This window comes from Sphingobacterium sp. FBM7-1 (assembly GCF_020687765.1).
GTDB lineage: Bacteria > Bacteroidota > Bacteroidia > Sphingobacteriales > Sphingobacteriaceae > Sphingobacterium.
In genome coordinates, this window is sequence record NZ_JAJEWJ010000002.1 from 24,259 (window position 1) to 49,506 (window position 25,248).

The 25,248-nt window shown below is 45.2% G+C and carries 17 protein-coding genes; 11 read left to right on the top strand and 6 right to left on the bottom strand.

Annotated elements, in window-relative coordinates; translation table 11 throughout:
* Position 1 precedes the first annotated feature (1 nt).
* From moaCB to nirB, 4 genes are read right to left on the bottom strand one after another with little or no spacing between them, the layout of a single operon-like run.
* The gene (gene moaCB / locus LKO28_RS04805; RefSeq protein WP_262906010.1) at positions 2–949 is read right to left on the bottom strand and encodes a bifunctional molybdenum cofactor biosynthesis protein MoaC/MoaB; all 948 of its coding nucleotides are present in this window, start codon (positions 947–949) and stop codon (positions 2–4) included.
* Positions 946–1,719, bottom strand: a complete 774-nt coding sequence (locus LKO28_RS04810) for a HesA/MoeB/ThiF family protein (protein ID WP_227693570.1) — start codon at positions 1,717–1,719, stop codon at positions 946–948. Before LKO28_RS04810 ends, moaCB begins: the two co-directional genes overlap by 4 nt.
* A gap of 41 nt (positions 1,720–1,760) precedes the next feature.
* Positions 1,761–2,108, bottom strand: coding sequence for a nitrite reductase small subunit NirD (gene nirD / locus LKO28_RS04815; RefSeq protein ID WP_227693571.1), 348 nt, complete (start codon positions 2,106–2,108; stop codon positions 1,761–1,763).
* A 35-nt stretch (positions 2,109–2,143) separates the two neighbouring features.
* Positions 2,144–4,663: a nitrite reductase large subunit NirB gene (gene nirB, locus LKO28_RS04820; RefSeq protein ID WP_227693572.1), complete on the bottom strand. Its 2,520-nt coding sequence runs from the start codon at positions 4,661–4,663 to the stop codon at positions 2,144–2,146.
* A gap of 147 nt (positions 4,664–4,810) precedes the next feature.
* Between nirB and cobA the strand changes: the two genes are divergently transcribed.
* From cobA to galK, 8 genes are all read left to right on the top strand, one after another.
* The gene (cobA, locus tag LKO28_RS04825) at positions 4,811–5,569 is read left to right on the top strand and encodes a uroporphyrinogen-III C-methyltransferase (protein WP_227693573.1); all 759 of its coding nucleotides are present in this window, start codon (positions 4,811–4,813) and stop codon (positions 5,567–5,569) included.
* A gap of 53 nt (positions 5,570–5,622) precedes the next feature.
* On the top strand, positions 5,623–6,870 hold the full coding sequence (locus LKO28_RS04830) for an ABC transporter permease (protein WP_227693574.1): 1,248 nt from the start codon (positions 5,623–5,625) through the stop codon (positions 6,868–6,870).
* A 106-nt stretch (positions 6,871–6,976) separates the two neighbouring features.
* Positions 6,977–8,782, top strand: a complete 1,806-nt coding sequence (typA, locus tag LKO28_RS04835) for a translational GTPase TypA (RefSeq protein WP_227693575.1) — start codon at positions 6,977–6,979, stop codon at positions 8,780–8,782.
* Positions 8,783–9,389: 607 nt separating this feature from the next.
* Entirely contained in the window at positions 9,390–10,238 is an 849-nt protein-coding gene (locus LKO28_RS04840) for a 4-hydroxy-3-methylbut-2-enyl diphosphate reductase (RefSeq protein WP_227693576.1), read from the top strand.
* A 72-nt stretch (positions 10,239–10,310) separates the two neighbouring features.
* Positions 10,311–11,336, top strand: coding sequence for a ferrochelatase (hemH, locus tag LKO28_RS04845; RefSeq protein WP_227693577.1), 1,026 nt, complete (start codon positions 10,311–10,313; stop codon positions 11,334–11,336).
* A 9-nt stretch (positions 11,337–11,345) separates the two neighbouring features.
* Positions 11,346–12,620 (top strand): metallophosphoesterase, encoded by a 1,275-nt coding sequence (locus LKO28_RS04850; protein WP_227693578.1) that lies wholly within the window; start codon positions 11,346–11,348, stop codon positions 12,618–12,620.
* 156 nt (positions 12,621–12,776) lie between these two features.
* Positions 12,777–13,814 (top strand): UDP-glucose--hexose-1-phosphate uridylyltransferase, encoded by a 1,038-nt coding sequence (locus LKO28_RS04855; protein ID WP_227693579.1) that lies wholly within the window; start codon positions 12,777–12,779, stop codon positions 13,812–13,814.
* 6 nt (positions 13,815–13,820) lie between these two features.
* Positions 13,821–14,975: a galactokinase gene (galK, locus tag LKO28_RS04860; protein WP_227693580.1), complete on the top strand. Its 1,155-nt coding sequence runs from the start codon at positions 13,821–13,823 to the stop codon at positions 14,973–14,975.
* Between the two features lie 41 nt (positions 14,976–15,016).
* Here galK and LKO28_RS04865 read toward each other — a convergent pair whose 3' ends face one another.
* On the bottom strand, positions 15,017–18,139 hold the full coding sequence (locus tag LKO28_RS04865; RefSeq protein WP_227693581.1) for a two-component regulator propeller domain-containing protein: 3,123 nt from the start codon (positions 18,137–18,139) through the stop codon (positions 15,017–15,019).
* A 294-nt stretch (positions 18,140–18,433) separates the two neighbouring features.
* On the opposite strand from LKO28_RS04865, the gene LKO28_RS04870 reads away from it, so the two are divergent.
* Together LKO28_RS04870 and LKO28_RS04875 are read left to right on the top strand one after the other, a co-directional pair.
* Positions 18,434–19,429 carry a family 43 glycosylhydrolase gene (locus LKO28_RS04870; protein WP_227693941.1) on the top strand — a complete coding sequence of 332 codons (996 nt, stop codon included), beginning with the start codon at positions 18,434–18,436 and terminating at the stop codon, positions 19,427–19,429.
* 75 nt (positions 19,430–19,504) lie between these two features.
* Positions 19,505–20,551 carry a glycoside hydrolase family 43 protein gene (locus LKO28_RS04875; protein ID WP_227693582.1) on the top strand — a complete coding sequence of 349 codons (1,047 nt, stop codon included), beginning with the start codon at positions 19,505–19,507 and terminating at the stop codon, positions 20,549–20,551.
* Here the strand turns inward: LKO28_RS04875 and LKO28_RS04880 are convergent.
* Entirely contained in the window at positions 20,548–21,354 is an 807-nt protein-coding gene (locus LKO28_RS04880; protein ID WP_227693583.1) for a response regulator, read from the bottom strand. The genes LKO28_RS04875 and LKO28_RS04880 overlap by 4 nt on opposite strands.
* A 429-nt stretch (positions 21,355–21,783) precedes the next feature.
* Here LKO28_RS04880 and LKO28_RS04885 point away from each other — a divergent pair, with 429 nt between their 5' ends.
* The gene (locus LKO28_RS04885; protein WP_227693584.1) at positions 21,784–25,242 is read left to right on the top strand and encodes a SusC/RagA family TonB-linked outer membrane protein; all 3,459 of its coding nucleotides are present in this window, start codon (positions 21,784–21,786) and stop codon (positions 25,240–25,242) included.
* Positions 25,243–25,248 lie beyond the last annotated feature (6 nt).

A 25,248-nucleotide genomic window follows, 5' to 3' on the forward strand; every position in this document is an offset into this window, starting at 1 on the left:
ATCAATGGCCTCCTCCCATCATCATCTTGCGTGCATGAAACAGCGCGGGTAAAATCGCTTCTAAACATTCTTTTACACCGTTGGTACTACCGGGTAGGGTAACAATGAGGGAATTGCGCAGGGTACCGGCTACCGAACGGCTCATCATCGCCAGCGGCGTGCGTTGCTGCCCGTGTGTGCGCATGGCTTCGACGATGCCTTCGGCCGTTTTCTCTAATAATTCGGAAACGGCTTCTACGGTAACGTCCCGCGGTCCTAGTCCGGTTCCGCCGGTGGTAAAAATAAAAGGTATATCGCGATTTACCCAGCGCTGTATAGCTTGTTGGATAAGGGGTTTTTCGTCTGCCACGATTTGGTAATCCAGTACCTGTGCACCGGTGGCTTGTAACATTTCTTCGATTTTCCGGCCGCTTTTATCGGGTCGTTGTCCGCTGGAGCTTGCATCGGAACAGACGAGAACGGCACAGTTTGCCAGTGGTGCTAGAAAGCGGTGATGATCGGATTTTCCGCCGGTTTTTTCTGCCAGACGGATGTGGCCGATTTCCAACTGGTCGTCGACGGGTTTCAGCATGTCGTAGAGTTCGAGTGCGGCAACCGATGCGGCGGTCAGCGCCTCCATTTCTATACCGGTGCGACCGATAGACTTCGCGGCTACGGTAATTTGTATACCGGCCTGTGCAGCCATTCCTCTAAATAGTGCACGGTGTGAATGGGGGTAGATGTATTCGAAATCGACCTGCATGCCGTCTATCGTGACGGGGTGGCAGTGGGGAAGTAGCTGTGGCGTGGACTTTGCTCCCAAGAAGGCGGCTGCGCGGGCCACATCCAGCAGATTTCCTTTGGGCAGGCGGTTTTCTTTAATCTGGGTCGCGGTGGATTCCCGGATATAGATCACAGCCTGTGCGGAAGCGGTGCGTAGGGTGCTGATTTTGTGGCTAATATCTCTCATTCTTGCAGGATGGGATGGGTTTCTGAATGGCTTTCCGCAATGCGTTCGCTGGGCTGTGTCGGCAGGCCGGAGAGATGGATCACGCGCTGCTGCAGGGACAATACATCGCATAAAAGCAGGCGGCCGGTCAGTTTACCGGGCAGGTCGAGCAATATTTTGATGACCTCATTGGCCATCAGGGTACCGGCAACCATGCTGCCGATGACGTAGGTGCCGGATACGGCGCAGGGCGTGCTCGCGGTATGAGCGGGCAAGGTGAATAGATCGTCTATGGTGCGGTGCGACATGCCTTTTTCAAAGACGGTGATCTGTATTTCGGATCGAAATATAGCGCCGTATACGACCGGTTTGTCGAGTTCTGCGCTGGCATGACCGATGCATAAGCGCGACGGAAAATTATCGGTGGCATCGACGATGAGGTCGTAGTCTGCAAAAATTGCCGGGGCATTGCTGTCATCTACAAAGAAGGGATACGCCTGGCAAGTGGTGTTGGGGTAGCGGGTCTGTACATGCTCGCAGGCTGCGGCGGTTTTCCATGCGCCGACTTGAGCCGGTGTGTAAAGGTATTGGCGGGCTAAATTTTTGTGCTCCACCTTGTCGCCGTCGAATATGCCGAGCTGTCCGATACCGCTAGCGGCTAATGCCGCAATTACGGGGCAGCCTAGGCCGCCGGCGCCGACGACGAGTACTCGAGCGGCCTGTAAGCGGTCGAGACCCGGCTTGCCGATAAAGGGCAACTGAAGGTGGTCGTTATAAAATCTGCTATCCATCGTTTTTTATGCGGTTTTGCCGTTTGTTATCGTGCCGTGTATTAGTTTTGAAGAGCGATGTAAACGCAGCCATTTTCTACTTTCACCGGATAGGTTTTGATGGCGCATTCATCGCCCGAGAGGCATTCTCCCGTATCCAATGCGAATGTTTTTTTATGGAAGGGGCAGGCGATCTTGGGTTGGTCACCGAGTGAGCCGATCATGCCGCGGCTGAGGATCATTTGTCTTTTATGAGGACATTCATTCTGGGTGGCGTACCACTCGTTGCGGCGTTTGAAATAGAACAGCGCAACCTGCTGATCGGCTAGTTTCAAACAGATACCTCCGTTTTCAATGGTGTCTTCTACGCGACAGGCTAATTTCCATGAAGTGATGCTTAAAGTTTCCATAATGATCTTGTATTAAAGTTTCGTGTGTTATTGTATTAAGGGGTAACGGGTGCATTCCAGTCGGCGGCTTTCTTTTGTCCGCGCATGACCTCGAATTTGACGGTTTCGTCTTTTTCGGCGGGGGCATTTACAAAATGTACAAAGCGCTTGCGTATTTCGGGGTCACTAACGGCAACCTTCCACTCGCATTGATAGGCGGCGACCAAGGCATCCATTTCTTTTTCCCAGGTTGCGGCCATGTCAAGGCTGTCTTCTACGACGACATTCCGCAGGTACTCGATACCACCTTCCATTTTGTTTAGCCAGGTAGCGGTACGGGTCAATGGGTCGGCGGTATGTATATAAAACATCAGAAACCGGTCGAGGTAGCGGAGACAGGTCGCGCTATCGATATCGCTGGCCAGCAGCTGTGCGTGTTGCGGTTTGCTGCCGCCATTACCACATACGTATAGGTTCCAGCCTTTTTCGGTGGCGATGATACCAAAATCTTTGCTCTGTGCTTCCGCACACTCCCGGATACAGCCGCTGACGGCGGATTTCAGTTTGTGTGGTGAACGGATACCGCGGTAGCGTTCTTCGATCTGAATGGCAAAGGATACGCTATCGTGTAGGCCGAAACGGCACCAAGTACTGCCGACGCAGCTTTTTACGGTGCGCAGGGCTTTCCCGTAGGCGTGTCCGCTTTCGAATCCGGCTGCAATCAGTTCTTCCCATATTAGGGGAAGATCGTTGAGGTATGCGCCGAATAAGTCGATCCGCTGCCCGCCTGTGATTTTTGTGTATAGGCCATATTTCTGGGCAACTTCGCCGATAACAATGAGTTTTTCCGGGGTAATTTCGCCGCCGGGAATACGGGGTACGACTGAATAGGTTCCGCCACGTTGTATATTGGCCAGAAAACGGTCGTTGCTATCTTGGGCGACGTCGTTGCCTTTGCTGAGGATCATTTCGTTCCAGAGGCTGGCCAGTAGCGACGATACAAGGGGTTTACAGACTTCACACCCATGGCCGGTTCCTAAATCATCGAGTACACTGTCATAGGTGCGGAGCTCATGTATCTTAATCAGGTCAAATAATTCCTGCCGGCTGAAGTTGAAGTGTTCACAGATCGTGTTGCGAATATATTTACCTTGTTTTTTAAGGGTGTAGGCAACCAGGTCTTTGACCATCGGGACACAGCCTCCACAACCGGAACCGGCTTTCGTACATTTTTTGACGTCGTCGGCGTGCTCGCATCCTTGCTGCGTGACAGCATCACATATCTGTGCTTTGGTAATGCCCTCGCAGCTACAGATCAGCGCGGTATCGGGCAGGGCTTCGAGTCCGGCTCCTGCGGGTTTGCTTTCGCTTTGTTCGCCTAAAAGTAGTGTTTCGGGGTGTTCCGGAAGGGGCATGTTGTTGGTTACGGTCTGTAATAGCATGTTGTAACTTGCTGCTTCGCCTACCAAGATACCGCCTAATAGCCGGGTGCCGTCTGGGCTGATGTTGAGGCGTTTGTAGATGCCTTTGTTTTTATCTTCGAGCAGTATGGTGCGTGCATGGGGCTCGGTGATAAATGGATCACCGAAACTTGCTACATCGACGCCCATTAATTTGAGCTTGGTGCTCATGTCGAAGCCGGTGAAACGTTGTTGTTCGCCGGAGATGGTGGTGGCCGCTACGCTGGCCATTTCGTATCCCGGAGCGACCAAGCCGTATATCATATCGTTGTAGAGTGCGCATTCGCCGATGGCGAAGATGGCGGGATCGGAGGTGCGCATGTGTTCGTCGACGAGGATCCCACCGCGCGGGCCGAGGGTTAATCCGGCTGCTTTGGCCAGTTCGTCGCGCGGTTTGATACCGGCGGATATGATCAGGATATCGCTTTCTAATTGGGTGTCGTCCGCGAAAGCAAGACCGGTGATCTGTTGGTCGCCCAGTATTTGGGTAGTGGATTTTTGCAGGAAGCAGGTTAGTCCCAGGGCTTGCAGCTTATTTTGTAAAATGCTGCTGGCCATGTCGTCAATTTGTCTGGGCATAAGCCGGGGAGCAAATTCTACGACGGCAGTTTCTTGTATGCCGAGATCCACGAGGGCTTTTGCGGCTTCTAGGCCCAAAAGTCCGCCGCCGATAACGGCTCCTTTACGGGCGGTCGCGGCATAGGCTTTTATCCGATCCAGGTCTTCGATGGTGCGGTATAAGAAGACGCCTTCCTTATCTAAACCCGGGATAACAGGAGCGAATGGAGCGGATCCGGTGGCGAATACGAGGTAATCGTAAGGTGTTTGGATGCCGTTTTGAGAGATGACGCATTTTTCAGCGGTATTAATCTGTAAAATAGGATCGTGGAGGTGTAATTCGATGTTGTTTTCTTCGTACCACTTATTTTTTGCTAGAAATAGATCGTCCAAGGTCTTTTTTCCGAGATAATCGGTTAGGTGGACACGGTCGTAAGCTGGAATGGGCTCTTCACCGAATACAACTAACTCGAAATTGGGTTGTTTTTTTGATAATTTTTCGCAAAATCGATGTCCTACCATTCCGTTTCCGATTATCACCACTTTTTTTGCATTCATTTTTCGAGTTTTTGTGTGTAAAAAATGATTTTTGACTTTATTTTCTGCTAATGTATGGATTTTTGTTTTTAAAAATCAAATATTTTCACGTTTTTGTTTAATAAATTTTACTTTTGATAAGTTTATATTGGTTTTTAAGTAATTTTTATGGGTAAAAGTTGTAAAATTCTGAAAATAGTGGGAGCAGGGCCGGGTGATCCGGAGTTATTAACGGTAAAAGCTTATAAAAGCATTGAAAATGCAGAGATAATTCTGTTTGATAACCTAATTAATGAGGAAATGTTGAAAATAGCGCCTGAAAATTGTCAAAAAATATATGTGGGCAAGCATCCTTATGGTGAATATGTCCCGCAGGAGGATATAAATGCGTTAATTGTTTATTATTGTTCGCATTTTTCGAACGTGGTGCGATTAAAAGGTGGGGATCCTTATATTTTTGGTAGGGGATTCGAAGAGTGGTTTGTGGCCAAAGAGCTGGGGGTCAAGGTGGAGTATATTCCGGGTATTAGTAGTATGCAGGGGGTGGGACTGAGTGATATTCCGTTGACGCACCGAGGGGTGAGTGAGGGGGTCTGGGTGTTGACGGGTATGAAAAAAAATGGGGATATGGCGGCCGATCTTTCGTTAGCGGTTCGTTGTCATTCTACGGTGGTGATCTATATGGGGATGCGAAAACTCGCGGAAATTGCGCGGATCTACCTGATGCACGGGGAGGGCGACCGTCCGGCGGCGATTATACAAAGAGCGTCGCGGGCCGACGAAAAGAAAGTGGTCTGCAAGGTAAAGGATCTTGTGAAAGCGAGTCAACAGGCGGGTATGTCGCATCCGGCGATTATTGTGATTGGTGAGGTGGTTAATTTGCAGCATAATCTTTCGGCTTTCGTGCAGCAGGCGCACTGTGTCTGATGGATATAGGTTTTTCCAGATTATTTCGTTTACTTTGGATGAAATAACGTGCCATGTCTGTTACGATGTCTTACCGAGAGAATGTGAAGCTTGCCTTGCAATCCATTGTAAGCAACAGGTTGCGTACTTTTCTGACGGCACTGATTATTGCTATTGGTATTATGGCGCTGATCGGTGTGTTGACTTCTATTGATGCGATGCAGAGTTCGCTGACCAATTCCTTTTCTTCTATGGGGTCCAATTCGTTTAACATCCGTAATCGGGGGGTGAACGTCCGGATCGGTGACTCGGGGAGCCAAGCAAAAGTCTTCCCGGCGATCACGTATCGGGATGCGCTTGCTTTTAAGGAGCGATATGATTATAATGCTGTGGTTTCTATTAGTGTAAATGTGACCTGGGGAGCAACGGTTCGATATTCGGCGGAAAAAACGAATCCGAATATCGGCGTGATCGGCGTAGATGATAATTACTTACAGACTTCGGGGTATACGCTGGCAGATGGTCGTGATTTCACGATGCAGGATGTGGAAAATGCACATAGTGTGGTGATTATTGGCGAGGAGGTGCGTAGTCGGTTGTTTAAGCATAATAAGCAGCCGATCGGGGAATATATCATGATCGGCGACGAAAGGTTTACGGTTGTGGGGCTGTTGGAAAGTAAAGGTTCTAGTGCGGGGTTTAGCTCGGATAAAACCTGTCTTATTCCGTTGTCGCGGGGAAGGGCCATGATGGCACAGGGTGATCCTTCTTATGGGATTACGGTGATGACGGAGGATCCGTATAAAATGGAGCGGGCAGAAGGGGAGGCTATTGCGGCTTTCCGGAAAATACGAGGTTTGACAACGAAGCAGACGAATGATTTTGAGATTGTTAAATCGGACGCGGTTGCGCAGATATTGATGGAAAACTTGTCCTACGTGACGCTAGGGGCGGTGGTTATTGCCTTTATCACCTTGGTGGGGGCATCTATCGGGTTGATGAATATTATGCTGGTTTCGGTGACGGAACGGACGCGCGAAATCGGGATTCGGAAGGCTATTGGTGCGACACCGGCGGTGATCCGGAGGCAGTTTCTCATGGAAGCGGTGGTGATTTGTTTGTTGGGCGGAATTGTGGGGGTGCTGGTGGGGATTGCGATCGGAAATTTATTGGCGCTGGGATTGGGAGCAGATTTTATTATCCCTTGGAAATGGGCATTTTTAGGGATGGGGGTTTGTGTAGGGGTAGGAATGCTCTCGGGGTATTATCCGGCTTCTAAGGCTTCTAAGCTGGATCCGGTAGAGGCTTTACGGTATGAGTAAAGGGTTTATATATACAAATAATAAATTAATATATTGAAAAATAAAAATTTGAGTCGTAAAATGGTTATCTTTGCACCTCGAATTTTTTATAATACATTATCGCTCAATGCAAAACATTAGAAATATTGCGATCATCGCACACGTTGACCACGGCAAAACAACTCTTGTTGATAAAATCCTCCATTTTACAAGCCAATTCAGGGAAAACGAGAATACCGGAGAACTTATTTTGGATAATATTGATCTGGAGCGCGAGCGAGGAATCACCATTGTTTCCAAGAATGTAGCGGTAAGGTATAAAGACACAAAAATCAACATCATTGATACGCCAGGTCACGCCGATTTCGGTGGTGAAGTGGAGCGTGTATTGAAAATGGCTGACGGTGTGGTGCTTTTGGTCGATGCGTTTGAAGGGCCGATGCCGCAAACACGTTTTGTGACGGGTAAGGCACTTGCGCTAGGGATTAAGCCTATCGTCGTTGTGAATAAAGTGGATAAGGAAAACTGTCGTCCGGACGAAGTTTACGAGCAGGTATTTGATTTGTTCTTCAATTTGGGAGCAACCGAAGAGCAGCTGGACTTTCCGGTGTTATATGGTTCTTCGAAGCAAGGTTGGATGTCGCCGGATTGGAAGCAGCCGTCCGAAGATTTTACCGATTTGCTAGAAGCAATCGTGAGCCACATACCGGCACCGAAAATTTCGGAAGGTACGTTGCAAATGCAGGTGACGTCCTTAGATTATTCGACCTTCGTGGGTCGTATTGCGATCGGACGTGTAGCGCGGGGTACGATTAAAGAAGGCCAGCCGGTTTCTTTGGTGAAGCGGGATGGTAAAGTCGTGAAATCACGCGTAAAAGAATTGCAAACATTTGAGGGTTTAGGTAGAGCGAAGGTAGCGGAAGTGAAAGCGGGTGATATCTGTGCGGTGGTTGGGATAGATGGTTTCGAAATTGGTGATACTATTGCGGATTTTGAAAATCCGGAGCAATTGGAGGTTATCCACATTGACGAGCCGACGATGAACATGTTGTTTACGATCAACAACTCGCCATTCTTTGGTAAGGAGGGTAAATTCGTAACGTCTCGTCATATCCACGACCGTTTGCAGAAAGAATTGGAGAAAAACTTGGCTTTGCGCGTGGTACCGACGGAGTCTCCGGATGCGTGGTTAGTGTATGGTCGGGGTATCCTGCATTTGTCGGTTTTGATCGAAACGATGCGCCGCGAAGGATACGAGTTACAAGTGGGCCAACCGCAGGTAATCGTCAAAGAAATTGACGGGGTGAAATGTGAGCCGGTGGAAGAGATGGTGGTGGATGTTCCTGCAGAGGTATCTGGAAAAGTAATCGAATTGGTTACGCAACGGAAGGGTGAGTTGCTGGTAATGGAAACAAAAGGCGAGATGCAACACTTGGAGTTTTCGATTCCATCTAGAGGTATCATCGGGTTGCGGAATAATATTTTGACGGCTACGGCGGGAGAGGCTGTTATGGCGCACCGTCTGAAAGGATTTGAGCCTTGGAAAGGATCTATCCCAGGTCGTTCGGCAGGGGTGTTAATTTCCTTGGATACGGGTACGACAACAGCGTATTCTATTGATAAACTACAAGATCGCGGTCGTTTCTTTGTGGATCCAGGTGTGGACATCTATGAAGGACAGGTTTTGGGTGAGCATATCCGGGATAACGACTTGACGATTAACGTTACGAAAGGTAAGCAGTTGACGAATATGCGTGCTTCGGGATCGGATGATAACGTGCGTATTGCACCAGCGATCAAATTTTCGTTGGAAGAATGTATGGAGTACATCCAAGCGGATGAGTATATTGAGGTAACGCCTCAGTCTATCCGTTTGCGGAAGATTTACTTAACGGAAAACGAGCGGAAAGTTAACGCGAAGAAATTCCAATAGGAAGTGATCGTATGATTTACTGATATTTTAAGAGACGCCCCCGGCGTCTCTTTTTGTTTTCATACCGTTTTAGTCTTTGCAACTTTTTTTAGAAAAAAGTTGTGCCAAAAAAGCGTCGCTTCATATGTTTGAGAGAATGGATACTACGAATGGGGAGTTTCTACATATCTCAAACATCTGGATGCGACAATTATTGGTAATGTGGGGTTCATGCAATGTATGGTAACTTGGATGCTATTGACAGAAATAACGTCGACCTGATATTGTTCTGCGTTCGTTTTTCAGCCGATTATTCCGTTAAAAACAGCATGTTGTCTGAGCGACGGGGGGCATACAATGTATTGTCCCTCCTTAACTTTGTTTGTCGCATCCCGCTATTTGGATGCTATCGACAGAAATAACGCCGACCTGATATTGTTCTGCGTTCGTTTTTCTGCCGATTATTCCGTTAAAAACAGCATGTTGTCTGAACGAAGTGAGTTCCATGCTGTTTAGGAATAGAGAAAGAAAAACAGCAGAATAATATTCAGTCTTGACTTTTTGTCCCCTTTTTTGTCAAGAAAAAAGGGGGAGAAATTATCTAGAAAATAATCTTTACTTTTGTACTATGGCTAAAGATCTTCAAGTAACGATTGATAAGGACTCCGGCTTCTGTTTTGGTGTGGTGTATGCCATTGATATGGCGGAAGAAATTCTGGAAGAGGACGGATATTTGTATTGTTTGGGGGATATCGTGCATAATGACGAAGAGGTGGCTCGCTTAAAGGCGAAAGGTCTGCGTATTATCGGTCATGAAGATTTAGCGCGTTTAGAAAACGAAAAAGTGTTGATCCGCGCGCACGGAGAGGCTCCTGAAACCTACCGTACGGCGCTGGAAAATAATATTACCTTGATTGATGCTTCCTGTCCGGTAGTACTCAAACTACAGAACAGGATCAAGACCTCTTATGATGGACAGGAAAAAATCTTGATTTTCGGTAAACATGGGCACGCGGAGGTGATCGGGCTGCAGGGGCAGACGAATAATGAAGCAATTGTGTTTCAGGATATCGCGGAGCTGGATGGGGTGGAGCTTCCGCAGTCTTTTACCTTGTACAGCCAAACGACAAAGAGTGTTGATAAGTTTTATGAAATCAAGCAGGAGCTGCTGCAGCGGGGGTATGAGGTGAAAGCCAATGATACGATCTGCCGGCAGGTTTCTAACCGCTACGAGGATCTAGGTGAGTTTGCGCGCCAATACGACAAAATCGTGTTTGTATCGGGCAAAAAATCTTCTAACGGGAAGGTGCTTTATGATGTGTGTAAGCAGGCAAATCCCGAGAGCTATTTTATTTCCGATCCGGCCGAATTGGACGCGTCGCTTTTTGAAGCGGGAGATCGGGTAGGGATCTGTGGGGCTACGTCTACCCCGATGTGGCTGATGAAAAAGGTAAAGCAGGATTTGGAGCAGCTTTAGGCTCAGTCATGTTATTCTCATATTATCGGTGCTTTCCGAACTTCCCTGTATTTTATGGTTATTTTTGTCGCAATGAGGAAGAGCGCTACAAAAGGAATTCTTTTGGTGCAATTAGGCACACCGGATAACCCGACTACTGCTGACGTACGCAGGTATTTGACAGAGTTTTTAATGGACCCTCGGGTCATGGATATTCCTTACCTGGGGCGTACGCTGTTGGTAAAAGGGGCTATTGTCCCGAAGCGGGCACCGCGTTCGGCAGCTACTTATAGAACGATATGGGACGAGAAAACGGGTTCGCCACTAATGTATTATAGTGAGTTGCAACGGGATTTGTTACAACAGGAACTCGGAGAGGATTACCACGTGGAGCTGGCGATGCGCTATCAAAACCCATCGATTGCTTCGGCACTCCAGAAAATGGAAGGTATGATGCTGGAGTCAATCCGTGTGATTCCGCTTTTCCCACAATATGCTTCGGCAACTTCAGGTTCGGTCATCGATAAGGTCATGGAAATTATGCGTCATTGGCAGTACTTTCCAGCGGTTTCTTTTGTGAGTAGTTATTGTGATGATGAGGAAATGTGTGAGACTTTTGCGGAGCACGCGAAGCAACATCCTATTGAAGATTATGACCATGTATTGTTCAGTTACCACGGCTTGCCGGTAAGGCAGCTTGGGAAGGTGGATCCGTCCGGCGAATTGCAATGTCCAGATGCGGGCTGTGAATCGTGTAAGGTGACTAAAAATTCTTTCTGTTATCTATCACAGTGTTATGCGACGTCGCGTACGATCGCTGAAAAAATGGGCCTAACGCGTGATCAATATGCCGTTTGTTTTCAGTCCCGCCTAGGGAAAACTCCGTGGATACAGCCGTATACATCGGATACTTTGCACGAGATGGCGCAGCGTGGTTTCAAGAAGCTGTTGGTCTTGAGTCCTGCTTTCGTGGCGGACTGTATAGAGACGCTTGATGAAATCCAGGTGGAGTATGCGGACGAGTTCAAAGCGTTGGGAGGGGAAAAGGTTACGATGGTGGAAAGTTTGAACGATGATCCAAAATGGATTAATGTGCTGAAGCGATTGGCACAAGGATAAAAAGAGGTTATGTTAATATTTAACGCTATATTATTAATTGTTTTCGACTTTTACATTTTCTTTGCTTTACGGGCAACGAAAATTAAGGTGGCGAAAACAAAGTGGTTTGCTTTTGTGTGGTGGGGTTATGCGATTTCCCTTTTGCTTGGGCTGTATATCTCGGCAAAATTTAATATTCCGCTGGCTTATCGATCGGTGATTTTGGTGGCCTTTTTTATGACGGCAGTCAGTAAGTTTATCTTTATCATTATTTTGCTGCTGGATGATATCCGTCGGGGTGGAATCTGGATAGCAAAGCTTTTTTCGCCACGAAAAAGTAAGAGTTTGGCCGGACGTGTGGAGGAGCTTTCGGAGCCTTTACCCGAAGAACCGGTGCATGGTATTTCTCGTTCGGAATTTTTAACAAAATCGGGTATATTGGTTGCTTCTCTCCCTATTTTTCCCTTGTCTTGGGGGATGATCTCGGGCGGATACGATTATAAAATCATTCGGCAAAAATTATATTTACCCAACTTGCCGGCTTCTTTTCATGGTATGCGCATTGCGCAGCTATCGGACGTGCATTCGGGGTCTTTCTACAACAAAAAGGCCGTACTCGGCGGTATAGAAATGCTGATGGGAGAAAAGCCGGATGCAGTGTTCTTTACGGGTGATTTGGTGAATAATGTGGCGTCGGAAATGCGCGACTACCAGGATATTTTCGCGAAGTTGAAAGCAGACTTGGGGGTGTATTCGGTATTGGGTAATCACGATTATGGCGATTACTACTTTGGTCGGGAAGATTCGGCCGCGAAGCGCAAAAACTTGCAAGATTTGAAGGAAACGCATCGGGTGATGGGATGGGATTTGTTGTTGGATGAGCACCGCGATATCGTGGTGAATAACGAGCAGATTGCGATTGTGGGGGTGGAAAACTGGGGCACGGGCCGTTTCCCGAAAAAAGGCGATTTGACGAAAGCGTTGTCGGGTACGGAAGAGTCGCCGGTTAAGTTATTGCTGTCGCATGACCCTTCGCATTGGCGTGCGCAGGTATTGGATACGGATGTGGATGTGATGTTTGCGGGGCATACGCACGGGATGCAATTTGGTGTGCGCGGTGAGCACTTCCAATGGAGTCCGGCGAAATATGTTTACAAAGAGTGGGCGGGTCTTTACGAAGAGCAGCAGCAGCAACTTTATGTGAATGTGGGTTTTGGGTTTTTAGGTTACCCGGGACGGGTAGGCATGTTGCCGGAGATCACCGTTTTTGAACTGATTAAGGGCGAAAAGCCAATTCTTTCCTAATCTTTCTTTTTTTTTTGGGGCAGCTGTCAGTATGGTTAAGGTGCTGGCATTCAATTTGTCTGCTTCCGATAAAGTGTATTATGGACACTTTTTGTTTCCTTCCTTTTTTGTTTTTGCTAAAAAAACGTGATATTTATAAAAATATAACCTTAAACCATGTTGGATTTTGCAGAACAACCGCACAAACGTAAAAATCTTTTAACGGGAGAATATATCCTGGTTTCGCCCCATCGTAGTAAGCGCCCGTGGCAGGGACAAGTGGAGGATCTGGCACCGGACAACCGGCCCGAGTATGATCCGAAATGCTACTTGTGTCCTGGAAATTCGCGTGCCGATGGTACGCAGAATCCGCCGTATAAGGACAGCTTTGTGTTTGTCAATGATTTTTCGGCCTTATTGGAAGATACGCCGACCGGACAGTTCAACGAGGAGAATCTCCTTGTCGCTGAATCGGAAAGAGGGATATGTAAAGTGATATCCTTTTCGCCGCGTCACGATTTGACGCTACCGGAGATGGAGGTGGATGCAATAAAAGCGGTCGTAGACCTTTGGCAGCAGGAATTTGAAACGTTGGCGGCAAACGAGTGGATAAAATATATTCAGATATTTGAGAATAAGGGTAGTATCATGGGATGCAGTAACCCGCATCCGCATGGACAGATCTGGGCAGAAAGTTCGCTACCGGTAGAGATCGAAAAAGAGAGCGCGCAGCAAAAAACGTATTTTGAGCAGCATGGGCGTACCTTGTTGCAAGATTACGTCGCGCTGGAATTGAAAAAGAACGAGCGTATCATCGTCGATAATGCTCATTTCGTGGCGCTTGTCCCTTTTTGGGCGGCGTGGCCCTATGAGACCATGATCGTGAGTAAACGTCCGGTATCGACTATACAGGGATTTACGGAAGAAGAAAAGGCTGATCTCGCCCGTACTTTGAAGGAGTTAACTACACGTTACGATAATATTTTCAAGACTTCTTTCCCTTATTCAGCCGGGATGCATCAGGCACCGGTCAATACAGGGGAGCATCCGGAGTGGCATTGGCACATGCATTTTTATCCGCCTTTGTTGCGGTCGGCCACGGTCAAGAAATTTATGGTGGGCTATGAAATGCTGGCTACACCACAACGGGATATTACGCCGGAGCAGGCGGCGAATACATTAAAACAACAATCTACGATTCATTACAAAGGATAATACACCATGATTTTTAAAGAGCAGATAGCAGAAAGATATTCAAGCGTTTTTGGAGATGCGCCTACGCACATCGTCCGATCGCCGGGAAGGATTAATATCATCGGTGAGCATACGGACTATAATGAGGGTTTTGTGTTGCCTACGGCAATTGATAAGGCTATTTATGTAGGGGTTGGAAAGCGAAACGATGCGGTTATCCGTTTGTATGCGGAGGATTTCGAAGAATACTTTGAAGTGGCTTTGGCGGATATTCGTCCCGTCGATAAGGGCTGGCCGAACTACGTACTCGGCGTGGTAAATCAATTGGTACTGCGGGGTGAAGCCGTGGGCGGATTTGATATGTATATTGATGGGGATGTGCCTTTAGGGGCTGGACTGTCCTCTTCGGCTGCCTTGGAATGTGCTGCAGGTTTTGCGCTGAACGTCCTGTTTGACTTGGAAATAGACCGGGTGGATATTGCGAAAATTGGACAGTTGGCGGAGCATACTTATGCGGGTGTGAAATGTGGAATCATGGATCAGTTTGCCTCGGTGATGAGCAAGGCGGGCCATGTGGTGAAATTGGATTGCCGGGATCTCTCTTTCTCGTATAAGCCTTTGGAATTAGGGGATTATGCGATTTTATTATTGAATACGAATGTGAAGCATTCTTTGGCTTCTACGGCTTATAATGATCGGCGGGCGTCCTGCGAAGAGGGGGTGCGTTTGGTTCAGCAGCATTTTCCGGAGGTAAATAGTTTACGGGATGTGACGCTGGACATGCTGGAGGCGCATGTTAAGCCGGTAGATCTGGATATGTATACGAAGTGTCGTTTTGTGGTGGAGGAGAATGAACGGCTGAACCGGGCGTGTGATGCGCTCGAGCAGGGGGATTTAGACCGCTTGGGCGAGCAGTTATTTCGGGCACACGAGGGCTTGAGTAAGGAATATGAAGTGAGTTGTCCGGAGTTGGACTTTTTGGTAGACTATGTGAAGGCATTCCCGGAGGTGATCGGTGCGCGGATGATGGGGGGTGGTTTTGGGGGCTGTACCATTAACTTGGTAAAGAACTCTTTTCAAGATCTGCTTGTGGAACGCCTGACGCCGATATACAAGGAGCGGTTTAATCTTGACTTGACCGCGATTAAGGTGGTTCCTTCGAACGGAACGGAGTTGTTGTAGGGGATAGATATGATCATATAAAAGTATGATATATGTTGTTTCTATTGATTCAATAGGGGCAATGTTAACTTAAAAATATTGGCATTTCCCTCTACAGACACCTGGAGAGAGCCTCCGTGTAGTTCAGCTAATGATTTAGCAAGCGATAATCCAAGGCCTGTACCTTCTGCTTTGCCAATATGTGCTTTTGCCCGATAGAACGGTTTGAAAACATTTTCCATTTCTTCTTTTGGAATAAGATCTCCGTCATTCTTAAAGGTAATCGTTAACTGCTGCGGGGTCGCAATTTCGGTTGTTATATGGATGTATTGATGCGTGTATTTGATGGCATTACTAAGGAGGTTATTGATAATTTTGGAAACGGTGTCTTTATCCAGCGTTAACGGTTCGGGGGCGTTTAATTGCCAAGATATCTTGATCTTTTTGTAATGGATAAGCGTATTATTGTCCTGGATGATTTCTCTTAGGAGTTGGTTAATATGTACCGGTATAAAGTATAATTTAAAACCGTCTGATTCTATTTTCCGAAAATCGAGCAATTGATTCGTCATCATGACTAGTTTATTGGTGTTTCTTTCTATGGTATGGAGCCATTTCGACAATGGAGATTGTTCGTCCACTTTCGACATAATTTTCTCGAGGGGAGCCTTTATCAGTGTTAGTGGTGTTTTTATGTCATGTGCTATATCGGTAAAGAAGTCTATCTTGGCCTTGTATAATGCTCTTTCGCGATGGATTTTAAGTGCTTCTAGACGCTTTCTGTTTTTTTCTTTGATACGTTGATCATAGATCCAGATGATATAACTAATGATAGATAGCAGGAGCAATCCATAGAGGGTGTAGGCGAGTGGAGACAGCCAAATAGGGGGGTGAATGGTAATCGGTAGTCTTTTTTCAAAAGAAATAGGCGTGCCGTCGATTTCTGTCAGTTGTATGCGAAGCGTATATTTTCCGGCAGGTACCTGTGTAAAATAAGCCGTATTACTATTTTTAAGCGTAACCCACTGTTTATCGTATCCTTCCAGTTTATAACGGTATACTTTTGACTGAGGCGAGAGAAATGTCATAGCGGCGAACTCAATACTGAACGTCGATTCATCATGTTCTAACTGAAGCGCGTGTGTATAGGCAATGGCTGTATCTAAAATAGCGTTTGGTGTAGAAGCCAATACTTCTTTATGTTGTACCTCGAGGCGGGTGAGATAAATTGGAATACGTTGTGAGCGCGTATGTCTGTTGACTAAAGCAGGATTAAACCGTATCATTCCGCCTAATGCACCAAAATAGATGAATTTATTGTGATCTTGTAACACGGCATTATAATTGAATTGTAGCCCGATTATTCCGCGTTCTTTATTGTAGACCTGTATACTTCCGGTGTGTATATGATAACTGACAAGGCCGTGCGAGGTTGATATCCACAGCGTATTAAAAGCATCTTCCGTAAAGGTAAGGATTTGGTTGCTGGGGAGACCATCTGCAGTGGTGATCCGCATAAAATCTTCTTGGTTGTCGTTCAGAACAGCAATTCCGTTTTCAGTTGCCGCCCATATCTTTCCCTTAGTTGTTTCATAAATACGGTTGACTCGATCACTGTTCAGGGAGCGCGGATGTTGCATATTGTGGGTGTACCATTTTGTTTGGTCACTTGTGGGATCATATTTAAGTAAGCCATCTCGCCATGTTCCTAGCCAGATATTTCCCTGCGTATCCTCAAAAATAGTCGTGTAGAAAATATAATTAGGGACTTTTCGAAACAAGGTAAATGTTTCACTTTCGGGATTAAAAATATAGAGCCCCCGTCTTGTAGCGAGATAAATTGTGCCTGTTCTTGTCTTATAAATATGATATATGAAATTATTTCCCAGCGCCTCCTGTGTATTATGGCTATCGTAATGTCCTATGATTTTTCGTCGACGGGTATCAAATAAATCGAGCCCCTTATCAAATGTCCCGATCAATAACGTATCGCCTATCAACAATAAACCATGGATATTGTCATGCGACAGTCCATCAGACGTTCCATAATGTTCGAATGTTCCCATATCAGGATTCCAGCAGCTGAGACCTTTGTCTTCCGTACCGATCCAAATATTTCCCTGCTGGTCTTCTACCATTTCACGCGCAGCATAGCCTAAAATCGACGGCTTTTTGCTTCTGGGAAATATTTTTTCAAATAAATCGAGCTGTGGGTGATAATAATTTATACCACCGAAATAGGTGCCAGCCCATAATCCTCCCTCGTGGTCCTGGCATAATGTATATACAGCGTTGTCCGAAAGACTCCAGGGGTTGTCATGCTCATAATGTAGCTTTTTGGTGTGGCGCGTTTTTGTATTGTATATAAATATACCGGACTCCGTGGCTACCCAGTATTCGTCGTTTAAATGGAGGATATCGCGAACAAAAAGAGTAGTACTTTCTGAACTTGTCTCAAGAATACGTTCGACAGATAGATCCCGTGGTGAAATCCGTAATAGTCCATTGTTTCTAGTCCCAGCCAAAATATACCCATCGTGGTCGGTATAGAGCTTTTCCACCCAGATATCTTTTGTGTCGATGGCTTTGTTTAGGTTGATCGATTGTTGACTTTGGACACAGGTCAATATACCCCGGTGGGTGGCGTACCATACGTTACCCCGTGCATCTAAGGTGAGCGCAGAAACAAAAAAGTCTTTTGGTTTGGTTACCTGTCGTAGTTGGTCGGAGGAAGGGATGTAATGATGTAAAGTGAGATTGGCGACAAACCATATTTCTTGATTTTTGTCTGCTTGTATAGTGAGGACTTCACCTTTTATATCTTCTCGAAAGGCGCTAAATTGTTCTTTTTCTTTATCAAAAATATAAATTCCTTGATCTGTACCTACCCAAATAGTGTGGTCTTTGTAGACCAGAAGGTGCCGGATAAAGTTACTTCCTAAACCATTGCTGGCTGCCGGATCGCTTTGATAAATTTTGAATTGATTGCCATCAAACCTGTTTAATCCGTTTTTGCTTCCAAACCACAAAAACCTGTCCCCATCCTGTACGGCACATAAAATAGAATTGTTAGACAATCCTTGATCTACTTTATAATGATTGAAGTAATACTTCTGACTATACACACCAAAGAACTGTAATAGACTGATCAGGAGTATAACGATATGTTTTTGGATAGCAGACATGGGTTGGCTTATTCAGTTGTTTTCGATTTTCTATGAAGATGCACACAATTTATCCCTTCAAAAATAGCGGAATTAGGAGTACTATATAAATAAAAAAAACCGATGAGACAATTTAGGTATTTATTGACACAAAATGTAAATAATGTTTGGAGATGTTTCAAGATTTTTGGTCAGTGTATTATTTAAAACGATACGATTAAATATAACGATACTATTTTGATACAAAAGATGACTTTTACCTACCTTCATATTTGTTTGGTTTTGATATTAAGTTCAAGTTGCTCTTTGTCTGGAGTGACAAAAGACTCCGCAGGTTCGACGGAGGAACAACGTTTTGCAAACCCGGTATTTGAGCCGGTATTGGCAGATCCTTCTGTGGTATTTGACGGAAATGAAAATAAATTCTACGCTTACGGTACCGAAGATAATTGGGGGGACGGACAAGACGCTCGTTTCGTGCCGATCTTAGAATCGACGAATTTGACGGATTGGCGGTATGTCGCTGAGGCTTTCGAGCAGAAGCCGGCGTGGAAGAAAGAAGGGTGGATATGGGCCCCGGATATTAATAATATATACGGCCAGTATTATCTTTATTATTCCATATCCACTTGGGGAGATAGCGATCCGGGAATTGGACTTGCTATTGCCGATAGTCCGACTGGTCCGTTTGTCGATCAAGGGAAGTTGTTTACGAGTAAAGAGATGGATGTGCCCAATTCGATAGACCCGTTCTATATAGCGGAAAATGGCGAAGAATATCTTTTTTGGGGCAGTTTCGATCGCGGTCCAAAGCAGGGGACCTACGCTGTTAAATTGAAAGACAATGGCAGAAGAGTGAAGAGCTTTTTAGACACGACGAAGATTGCTGCCGGAGATTTTGAAGCTGTCATGATACACAAAAAAGACGGCTATTATTATTTCTTTGGTTCCAAAGGAAGTTGCTGTGAGGGAGCTAAAAGCGGATACCATGTATTAGTGGGCAGGTCGCAGCACTTACTCGGCCCCTATCTTGATAAAGAAGGAAATGATATACGGGTAAGAGGGCGCGGTACGGTGGTGATGAAAGGCAACGATACCTATGCCGGGCCTGGGCATAACTCACGCATTTTTACGGATAAAGACGGAAAGGATTGGATATTGTACCATGCCATAAAAAAAGAGGACGCTAAGTTAATAAACGGCACTTCTAGGAGAGTTTTGATGTTGGACGAGGTGCGTTGGGAAGAGGGCTGGCCTATCATCCATGACGGAGAGCCATCTCATGCACGGAACGTAGTGCCATCTTTTTAAAAATGATCGATATTGTAAATAACTGAACGGATGATACTAAAAAGATTACACCTATTTATATTTTTTGTTAGCTGTTTGATAACAGCTAAAGCGCAGTTAGCCACTGTCAACCCATTGGAAGTGCCTTTTGGGGATCCTTATATTCTGTTAGATGAACGGACCGGGATATATTACATGTATGGAACGGGAGGGACCGAAAATGGTTTTGTGGCCTATTCTTCAAATGATTTAAAAAAATGGAAAAAGGAGGGCGTGGTATACACGGCTGCCCAAGAAAAGTCTTGGGGGGTCAAGGATTTTTGGGCGCCAGAAGTATATCAGTGGGGGGATAAGTTTTATATGTTTTATAGCGCGCATTGGAAAGTAAATCCCGACAATGAGTTGGAGAACTATAAAATCGGTATCGCGGTTTCATCGGCCCCTACCGGGCCCTTTGAGGATGTCACCGGAAAGCCGCTGTTCGACCCGGGCTACCCCGTGATTGATGGCAACGTGTATATCGCCGATGACGGACGAAAATACCTGTACTATTCAAGATGTTGCTATAAACATCCTGTGGAGTCGGAAATTGCGGATTGGGCGAGAAAACAAGGTCTGTATGATGAAATTGAAGAAAGTTGGGTCTACGGAGTGGAGCTTAAACCCGATTTGACCGGAATTATAGGTGAGCCGGTTCTATTGCTTCGTCCGCCACTTAAAATGAATGATAAACAAGCAGAATGGGAAAGTCGATCCGTTACGAGTAAGGAAATCAACCGTCGCTGGACAGAGGGTTCATATACGTTTAAGTGGGGGGGACAGTACTATATGATGTACTCTGCAAATCATTTTGCAGGAGAAAACTATGCAGTGGGTTATGCCACCGCGGATCATCCTTTAGGGCCATACAGCAAAGCAACGAATAATCCAATTCTGGAAAAAAATACACATAAGGGAGGGAAAGTTTCGGGAACAGGGCATAACAGTGTGTTAAAAACGCCGGACGGGAAAATGTGGTGTGTGTATCACGGCCGAACAGCCGAGACCGGGCAACAACGTATGGTATTTATTGATGAAATGACAATCCGGGACGATGGAACATTAGTGGTATTAGGACCAACACACAAAGATGATAACCTTTAAGATTGGATGATGTTTTTTCTGCTGTTTATTTGTTGAATATATTCGCTCGGTGACATACCATAATATTTCTGGAAATTACGCCCGAAGTGTGTTTGGGAGCTAAAACCGACGAGATAGGATACTTCAAATATCTTGTAGTTATGTTGGATCAATAACTCTGTTGCTTTTTTCAATCGCGCCATATTGATGAGTTCATTGGGGGAGACAGCCGATATGCACTTGATTCTTCTATACAAGGTGGGTCTGCTCATATTCATCAAATCGGCTAATTTTTCGACATCCAAATTCGGATCTGCTAGATGTTGTTGGATAACCTCGTATATTCTTTCTAAAAAAGCTTCATCACTTTTGTGAATATTTGTGGTGTTGACATGCACAAAAGGAGAGGAAATGAAAAACTCTTTTACCTTATTCCTATTCAGTAACAAACTGTGAATTTGTGCACGAAGATATTCTGGCGAAAAAGGCTTTTCGATGTAGGCATCGGCACCGATTTCCAGTCCTTCAATTTTTGCATTCAACGAATTTTTTGCCGTGAGGAGGATGACAGGGATATGCGAATTTTTAAGGTTTGACTTGATCGTTTTACATACCTCGAAACCATCCATTTCCGGCATCATCACGTCACACACGATGAGATCAATCAAGACACGGTTTAATATATCCAGCGCCTCTGCCCCGTTGGTCGCCCTCACGATCTCAAACTGATCGCTTAAATCATCTTCCAGAAAGTCTAAAATCTCCATATTGTCGTCTACAATAAGAATTTCAGGTTTATAGTTACGGTCCATCATCTCTTCCATATTCTTTTCGTTGTTTACTTCTCGGGCTCTTATTCTTTTTTAAAAATACACATAAGTTTTCTTTTGGAAAGCGTGATTGGAGTAGATTAATCAGAGAAAGACAAAATAAAGAGTTTTTGATACAAAACGTGGAATTTATAATATACTTATTTGCTTACTTGCGTTTGTTATTAATGCCATTATTATATTAACCGTATAAGACATAATTATAAACAAATTAGAACAGATGAAAAATCTAAACAAGAAATATTGCAAAGAGGGGCTACTTTACCAATCTGATTGTAAAGAAGACAAACTAACTATGTTTTGAAACAAAATGTTGAATAGACTTGCGAATTTTTGATGTACTTAGCATATGTTAAATTCAGAAAGTCTTGATACAACTTTTTGATGTCTGTTAATTAGCTAGTCAATAAACTTAAATATATCATGAACAAATTGTTACATATTCCTTTTAAGCTTATATTCCTATTTGTCGGCGCCTTGTCTTTCTCTGAAGCATTGGGCTCGGAGAAAGTTGTGGAGCGAGATGAGCATTCTATCTCTTTTGCCGATTTGGATATACAAACAAAAGAAGTGCGAGGGACTGTCGCAGATGCCACGGGGCCTTTAGCTGATGTTGCGGTTTTTATCAAAGAATCTCAACGTTCGAGGGTCACGACCGATCAAAATGGAGAGTTCGTTGTTGCTGTTGCCGACGACGATATCTTAGTTTTTTCAAAAGAAGGATTTGAACCTTTGGAAATTCCTGTAAGAGGCATTAACCAACTCGATGTTACATTACAAAGCTTAACGGCTACCGATGTAAAAAAAGACCCGGAGGTGGGGAATATCGAAATACGAGGAACGGTTACAGATTCTACAGCACAAAAAATTAGTGGCGTTTCCGTTGCCGTAAAAGGTAGCTCTTCTATTTCTACCGCTACGGACGGCAATGGCATGTATATTCTTTCCGTGCCCAAGGGTTCTACGTTGCGTTTTTCAGCAGTTGGTTTCCAAGATACAGAAGCGACTGTGCAAAGCAACCCTGTCATTAACATTGTGTTGTATCAGTCTACGTCGATGGTAGAAGATGTCGTGGTTACGGCATTTGGTGGTCAAACCAGAAGAGCAGAACTCGTCGGAGCGGTGACAACCGTTACGCCGAAAGATCTGAAGATACCGTCGAGTAATTTGACGACGGCTTTGGCTGGCCGCGTGGCCGGAATGATTGCTTTCCAACGTTCGGGTGAGCCTGGGGCTGACAATGCTTCTTTCTTTGTCCGCGGTATTTCTACCTTTGGGTCAAATACCAACCCACTGATATTGATTGACAATATTGAATTAACTGCTACCGATTTATCCTATTTGCAACCGGATGATATTGAGAGCTTCTCCGTAATGAAAGATGCCGCAGCTACAGCATTGTATGGTGCAAGAGGGGCTAATGGTGTTATTCTCGTAACGACCAAGCAAGGGCAAGTCGGTAAAATAAATACGAACGTCCGTTTCGAGCAATCCATATCGGCGCCGACACGAAACTTGGAATTTGCTGATCCAATTACGTATATGCGGTTGCACAATGAGGCTATTGTAACGCGCGAGCCGCTCGCCGATTTGCTTTATTCGCCCGAGAAAATCGACAATACGGTGCTGGGATCAGGATCATTTATGTTTCCGTCTACGGATTGGCACAAGGAGTTGTTGCAAGATTATGCGCTAACGCGACGGGCAAATATGAGTGTGAGTGGGGGAAGCCAGCTAGCGACATATTATATTACCGGAGCATACACACACGACAGTGGTATTTTGAAAACGGACCGCCGTAATAATTTCAATAACGGAATCAGCAATAACGTCTTTACTTTACGGTCGAATGTCATCATCAGACCGATCAATACCATGGAAATTACGACAAGATTCAGTGGAACGTTTAGTAATTATACTGGGCCAACGTACACAGGTACGCAGATGTATGATTTGATTAAACGGAGTAATCCTGTGCTATTTCCCGCATATTATCCGGTAGATGAGCAGCATCGATTAACAGAACACATTTTGTTTGGAAATGAATTGGCGTCGAACGGATCCTATTATATCAATCCTTACGCCGAGCTTGTTAAAGGTTATCAGGAACGAGGCCGATCAAACCTTTCTGCTCAGTTTCAGGTTAGCCAGAGGTTGAATTTTTTGACGGAAGGATTACGTGCAAGGGCATTGGTCAACGTATTACGCATTGGCTCGCACTCTATTTCACGGTATTATAACCCGTTTTGGTATGGACTCAGTTCTTATAATCGACTAGACGACACGTATTCCATATATAATCTTAACCCTAATGATGGTACGGATTATCTGGGATATGAGAGCTCTATTGGTGTGCCTACAGCAAACTTTTATTTTGAAGGACATTTAAATTATAATCGCACGTTTAATGACAAGCACAGTGTAGGCGGTTTGTTAGTTTATATGTTGCGTAACAATGTTTCATTAGGGGCCTCTGATGTCCAAGGATCATTGCCCTACAGAAACGTGGGTTTATCAGGGCGGGCTACTTATGGCTATGACGACCGTTATATCGCGGAATTTAACTTTGGTTACAATGGTTCGGAACGATTCCATCCCGACCACCAGTTTGGTTTTTTCCCTTCCGCCGGTGTGGCATGGAATATTTCTAATGAACCTTGGTTTGCCGGTTCAAAACTGAATAATACCATCTCCATGCTTAAATTAAGGGCCACGTATGGTGTCGTAGGAAATGACAATATCGGGTCTGGTCGATTTTTATACTTGTCGAATATCAACATGGATAATACGAACTTGACACAGCGCTTTGGAATTCAACGTGGGTATAGCAATTCCGGAATTTCTGTCGGGCGGTATGCTGATCCGAATATACTTTGGGAAAAAGCTAAAAAAGCAAATTTCGGTGCAGAGCTGGAGTTTAGTAACGGACTCAAATTGATTGGGGAGTATTTTTTCGAGGATCGAACCGATATTTTAATGACCCGATCGAATATTCCGAGAACTATGGGATTATGGGTAACACCGAGTTCTAACGTGGGAGAGGCAAGAGCATGGGGAATAGATGGGCAATTAGCTTACAATAGATCATTCACAAATTCCTGGTTACAACTGATGGGAAACTTTACATTTGCCCGAAACCGTTATAAAACCTTCGATGAACTGCATTTTCCAAACGAGCCGTGGCAATCCCGGGTGGGTTATTCCTTTCAGCAACGATGGGGCTATATCGCAGAGCGTCTCTTTATTGATGAGAATGAGGTTGCTAACTCTCCGACACAGTTTGGTACCTACGCAGCAGGTGATATAAAATACCGGGATGTAAATCGTGATGGGGTTATTACAGAGTTGGACCAGGTGCCCATTGGTTACCCTACCGTACCAGAAATTATCTACGGGTTCGGAGCATCCTACGGTTATAAAAACTTTGATGTGTCGGTCTTTTTTCAAGGACTGGGCAACGAATCCCTCTGGATAAGTTATAACGATAACTCTCCGTTTTTTTCAAACAACACCAATAGCGGCCTTATTGGTCATAACCAATTGACGCAGTTTATTGCCGATAGTTATTGGAATGAAGATTCGAGAGATATCTATGCGCTTTGGCCGAGGCTTTCTACATCGAGTGTGGAGAATAATCGGCAGGTCAGTACTTGGTTTATGCGAGACGGCTCTTTTCTCCGGTTAAAATCGGCAGAGATCGGATATAAGCTGCCCGAACGTATATCATCCAAGGCTGGTTTGAAATCAGCACGGTTGTACTTTAATGGGCTGAACTTATTTACGTGGAGCAAATTTAAGTTATGGGATGTAGAGCAGGGAGGAAATGCACTGAATTATCCTATACAGCGGGTCATAAACGTAGGGATCAATGTTTCACTATAAAGCTTT

What these genes read in the sequence shown, in the direction of transcription:
- moaCB (WP_262906010.1), bottom strand. Translation starts at nt 949, where the DNA reads ATGAGAGATATTAGCCACAAAATCAGCACCCTACGCACCGCTTCCGCA.
- LKO28_RS04810 (WP_227693570.1), bottom strand. Translation starts at nt 1,719, where the DNA reads ATGGATAGCAGATTTTATAACGACCACCTTCAGTTGCCCTTTATCGGC.
- nirD (WP_227693571.1), bottom strand. Translation starts at nt 2,108, where the DNA reads ATGGAAACTTTAAGCATCACTTCATGGAAATTAGCCTGTCGCGTAGAA.
- nirB (WP_227693572.1), bottom strand. Translation starts at nt 4,663, where the DNA reads ATGAATGCAAAAAAAGTGGTGATAATCGGAAACGGAATGGTAGGACAT.
- cobA (WP_227693573.1), top strand. Translation starts at nt 4,811, where the DNA reads ATGGGTAAAAGTTGTAAAATTCTGAAAATAGTGGGAGCAGGGCCGGGT.
- LKO28_RS04830 (WP_227693574.1), top strand. Translation starts at nt 5,623, where the DNA reads ATGTCTGTTACGATGTCTTACCGAGAGAATGTGAAGCTTGCCTTGCAA.
- typA (WP_227693575.1), top strand. Translation starts at nt 6,977, where the DNA reads ATGCAAAACATTAGAAATATTGCGATCATCGCACACGTTGACCACGGC.
- LKO28_RS04840 (WP_227693576.1), top strand. Translation starts at nt 9,390, where the DNA reads ATGGCTAAAGATCTTCAAGTAACGATTGATAAGGACTCCGGCTTCTGT.
- hemH (WP_227693577.1), top strand. Translation starts at nt 10,311, where the DNA reads ATGAGGAAGAGCGCTACAAAAGGAATTCTTTTGGTGCAATTAGGCACA.
- LKO28_RS04850 (WP_227693578.1), top strand. Translation starts at nt 11,346, where the DNA reads ATGTTAATATTTAACGCTATATTATTAATTGTTTTCGACTTTTACATT.
- LKO28_RS04855 (WP_227693579.1), top strand. Translation starts at nt 12,777, where the DNA reads ATGTTGGATTTTGCAGAACAACCGCACAAACGTAAAAATCTTTTAACG.
- galK (WP_227693580.1), top strand. Translation starts at nt 13,821, where the DNA reads ATGATTTTTAAAGAGCAGATAGCAGAAAGATATTCAAGCGTTTTTGGA.
- LKO28_RS04865 (WP_227693581.1), bottom strand. Translation starts at nt 18,139, where the DNA reads ATGTCTGCTATCCAAAAACATATCGTTATACTCCTGATCAGTCTATTA.
- LKO28_RS04880 (WP_227693583.1), bottom strand. Translation starts at nt 21,354, where the DNA reads ATGGAAGAGATGATGGACCGTAACTATAAACCTGAAATTCTTATTGTA.
- LKO28_RS04885 (WP_227693584.1), top strand. Translation starts at nt 21,784, where the DNA reads ATGAACAAATTGTTACATATTCCTTTTAAGCTTATATTCCTATTTGTC.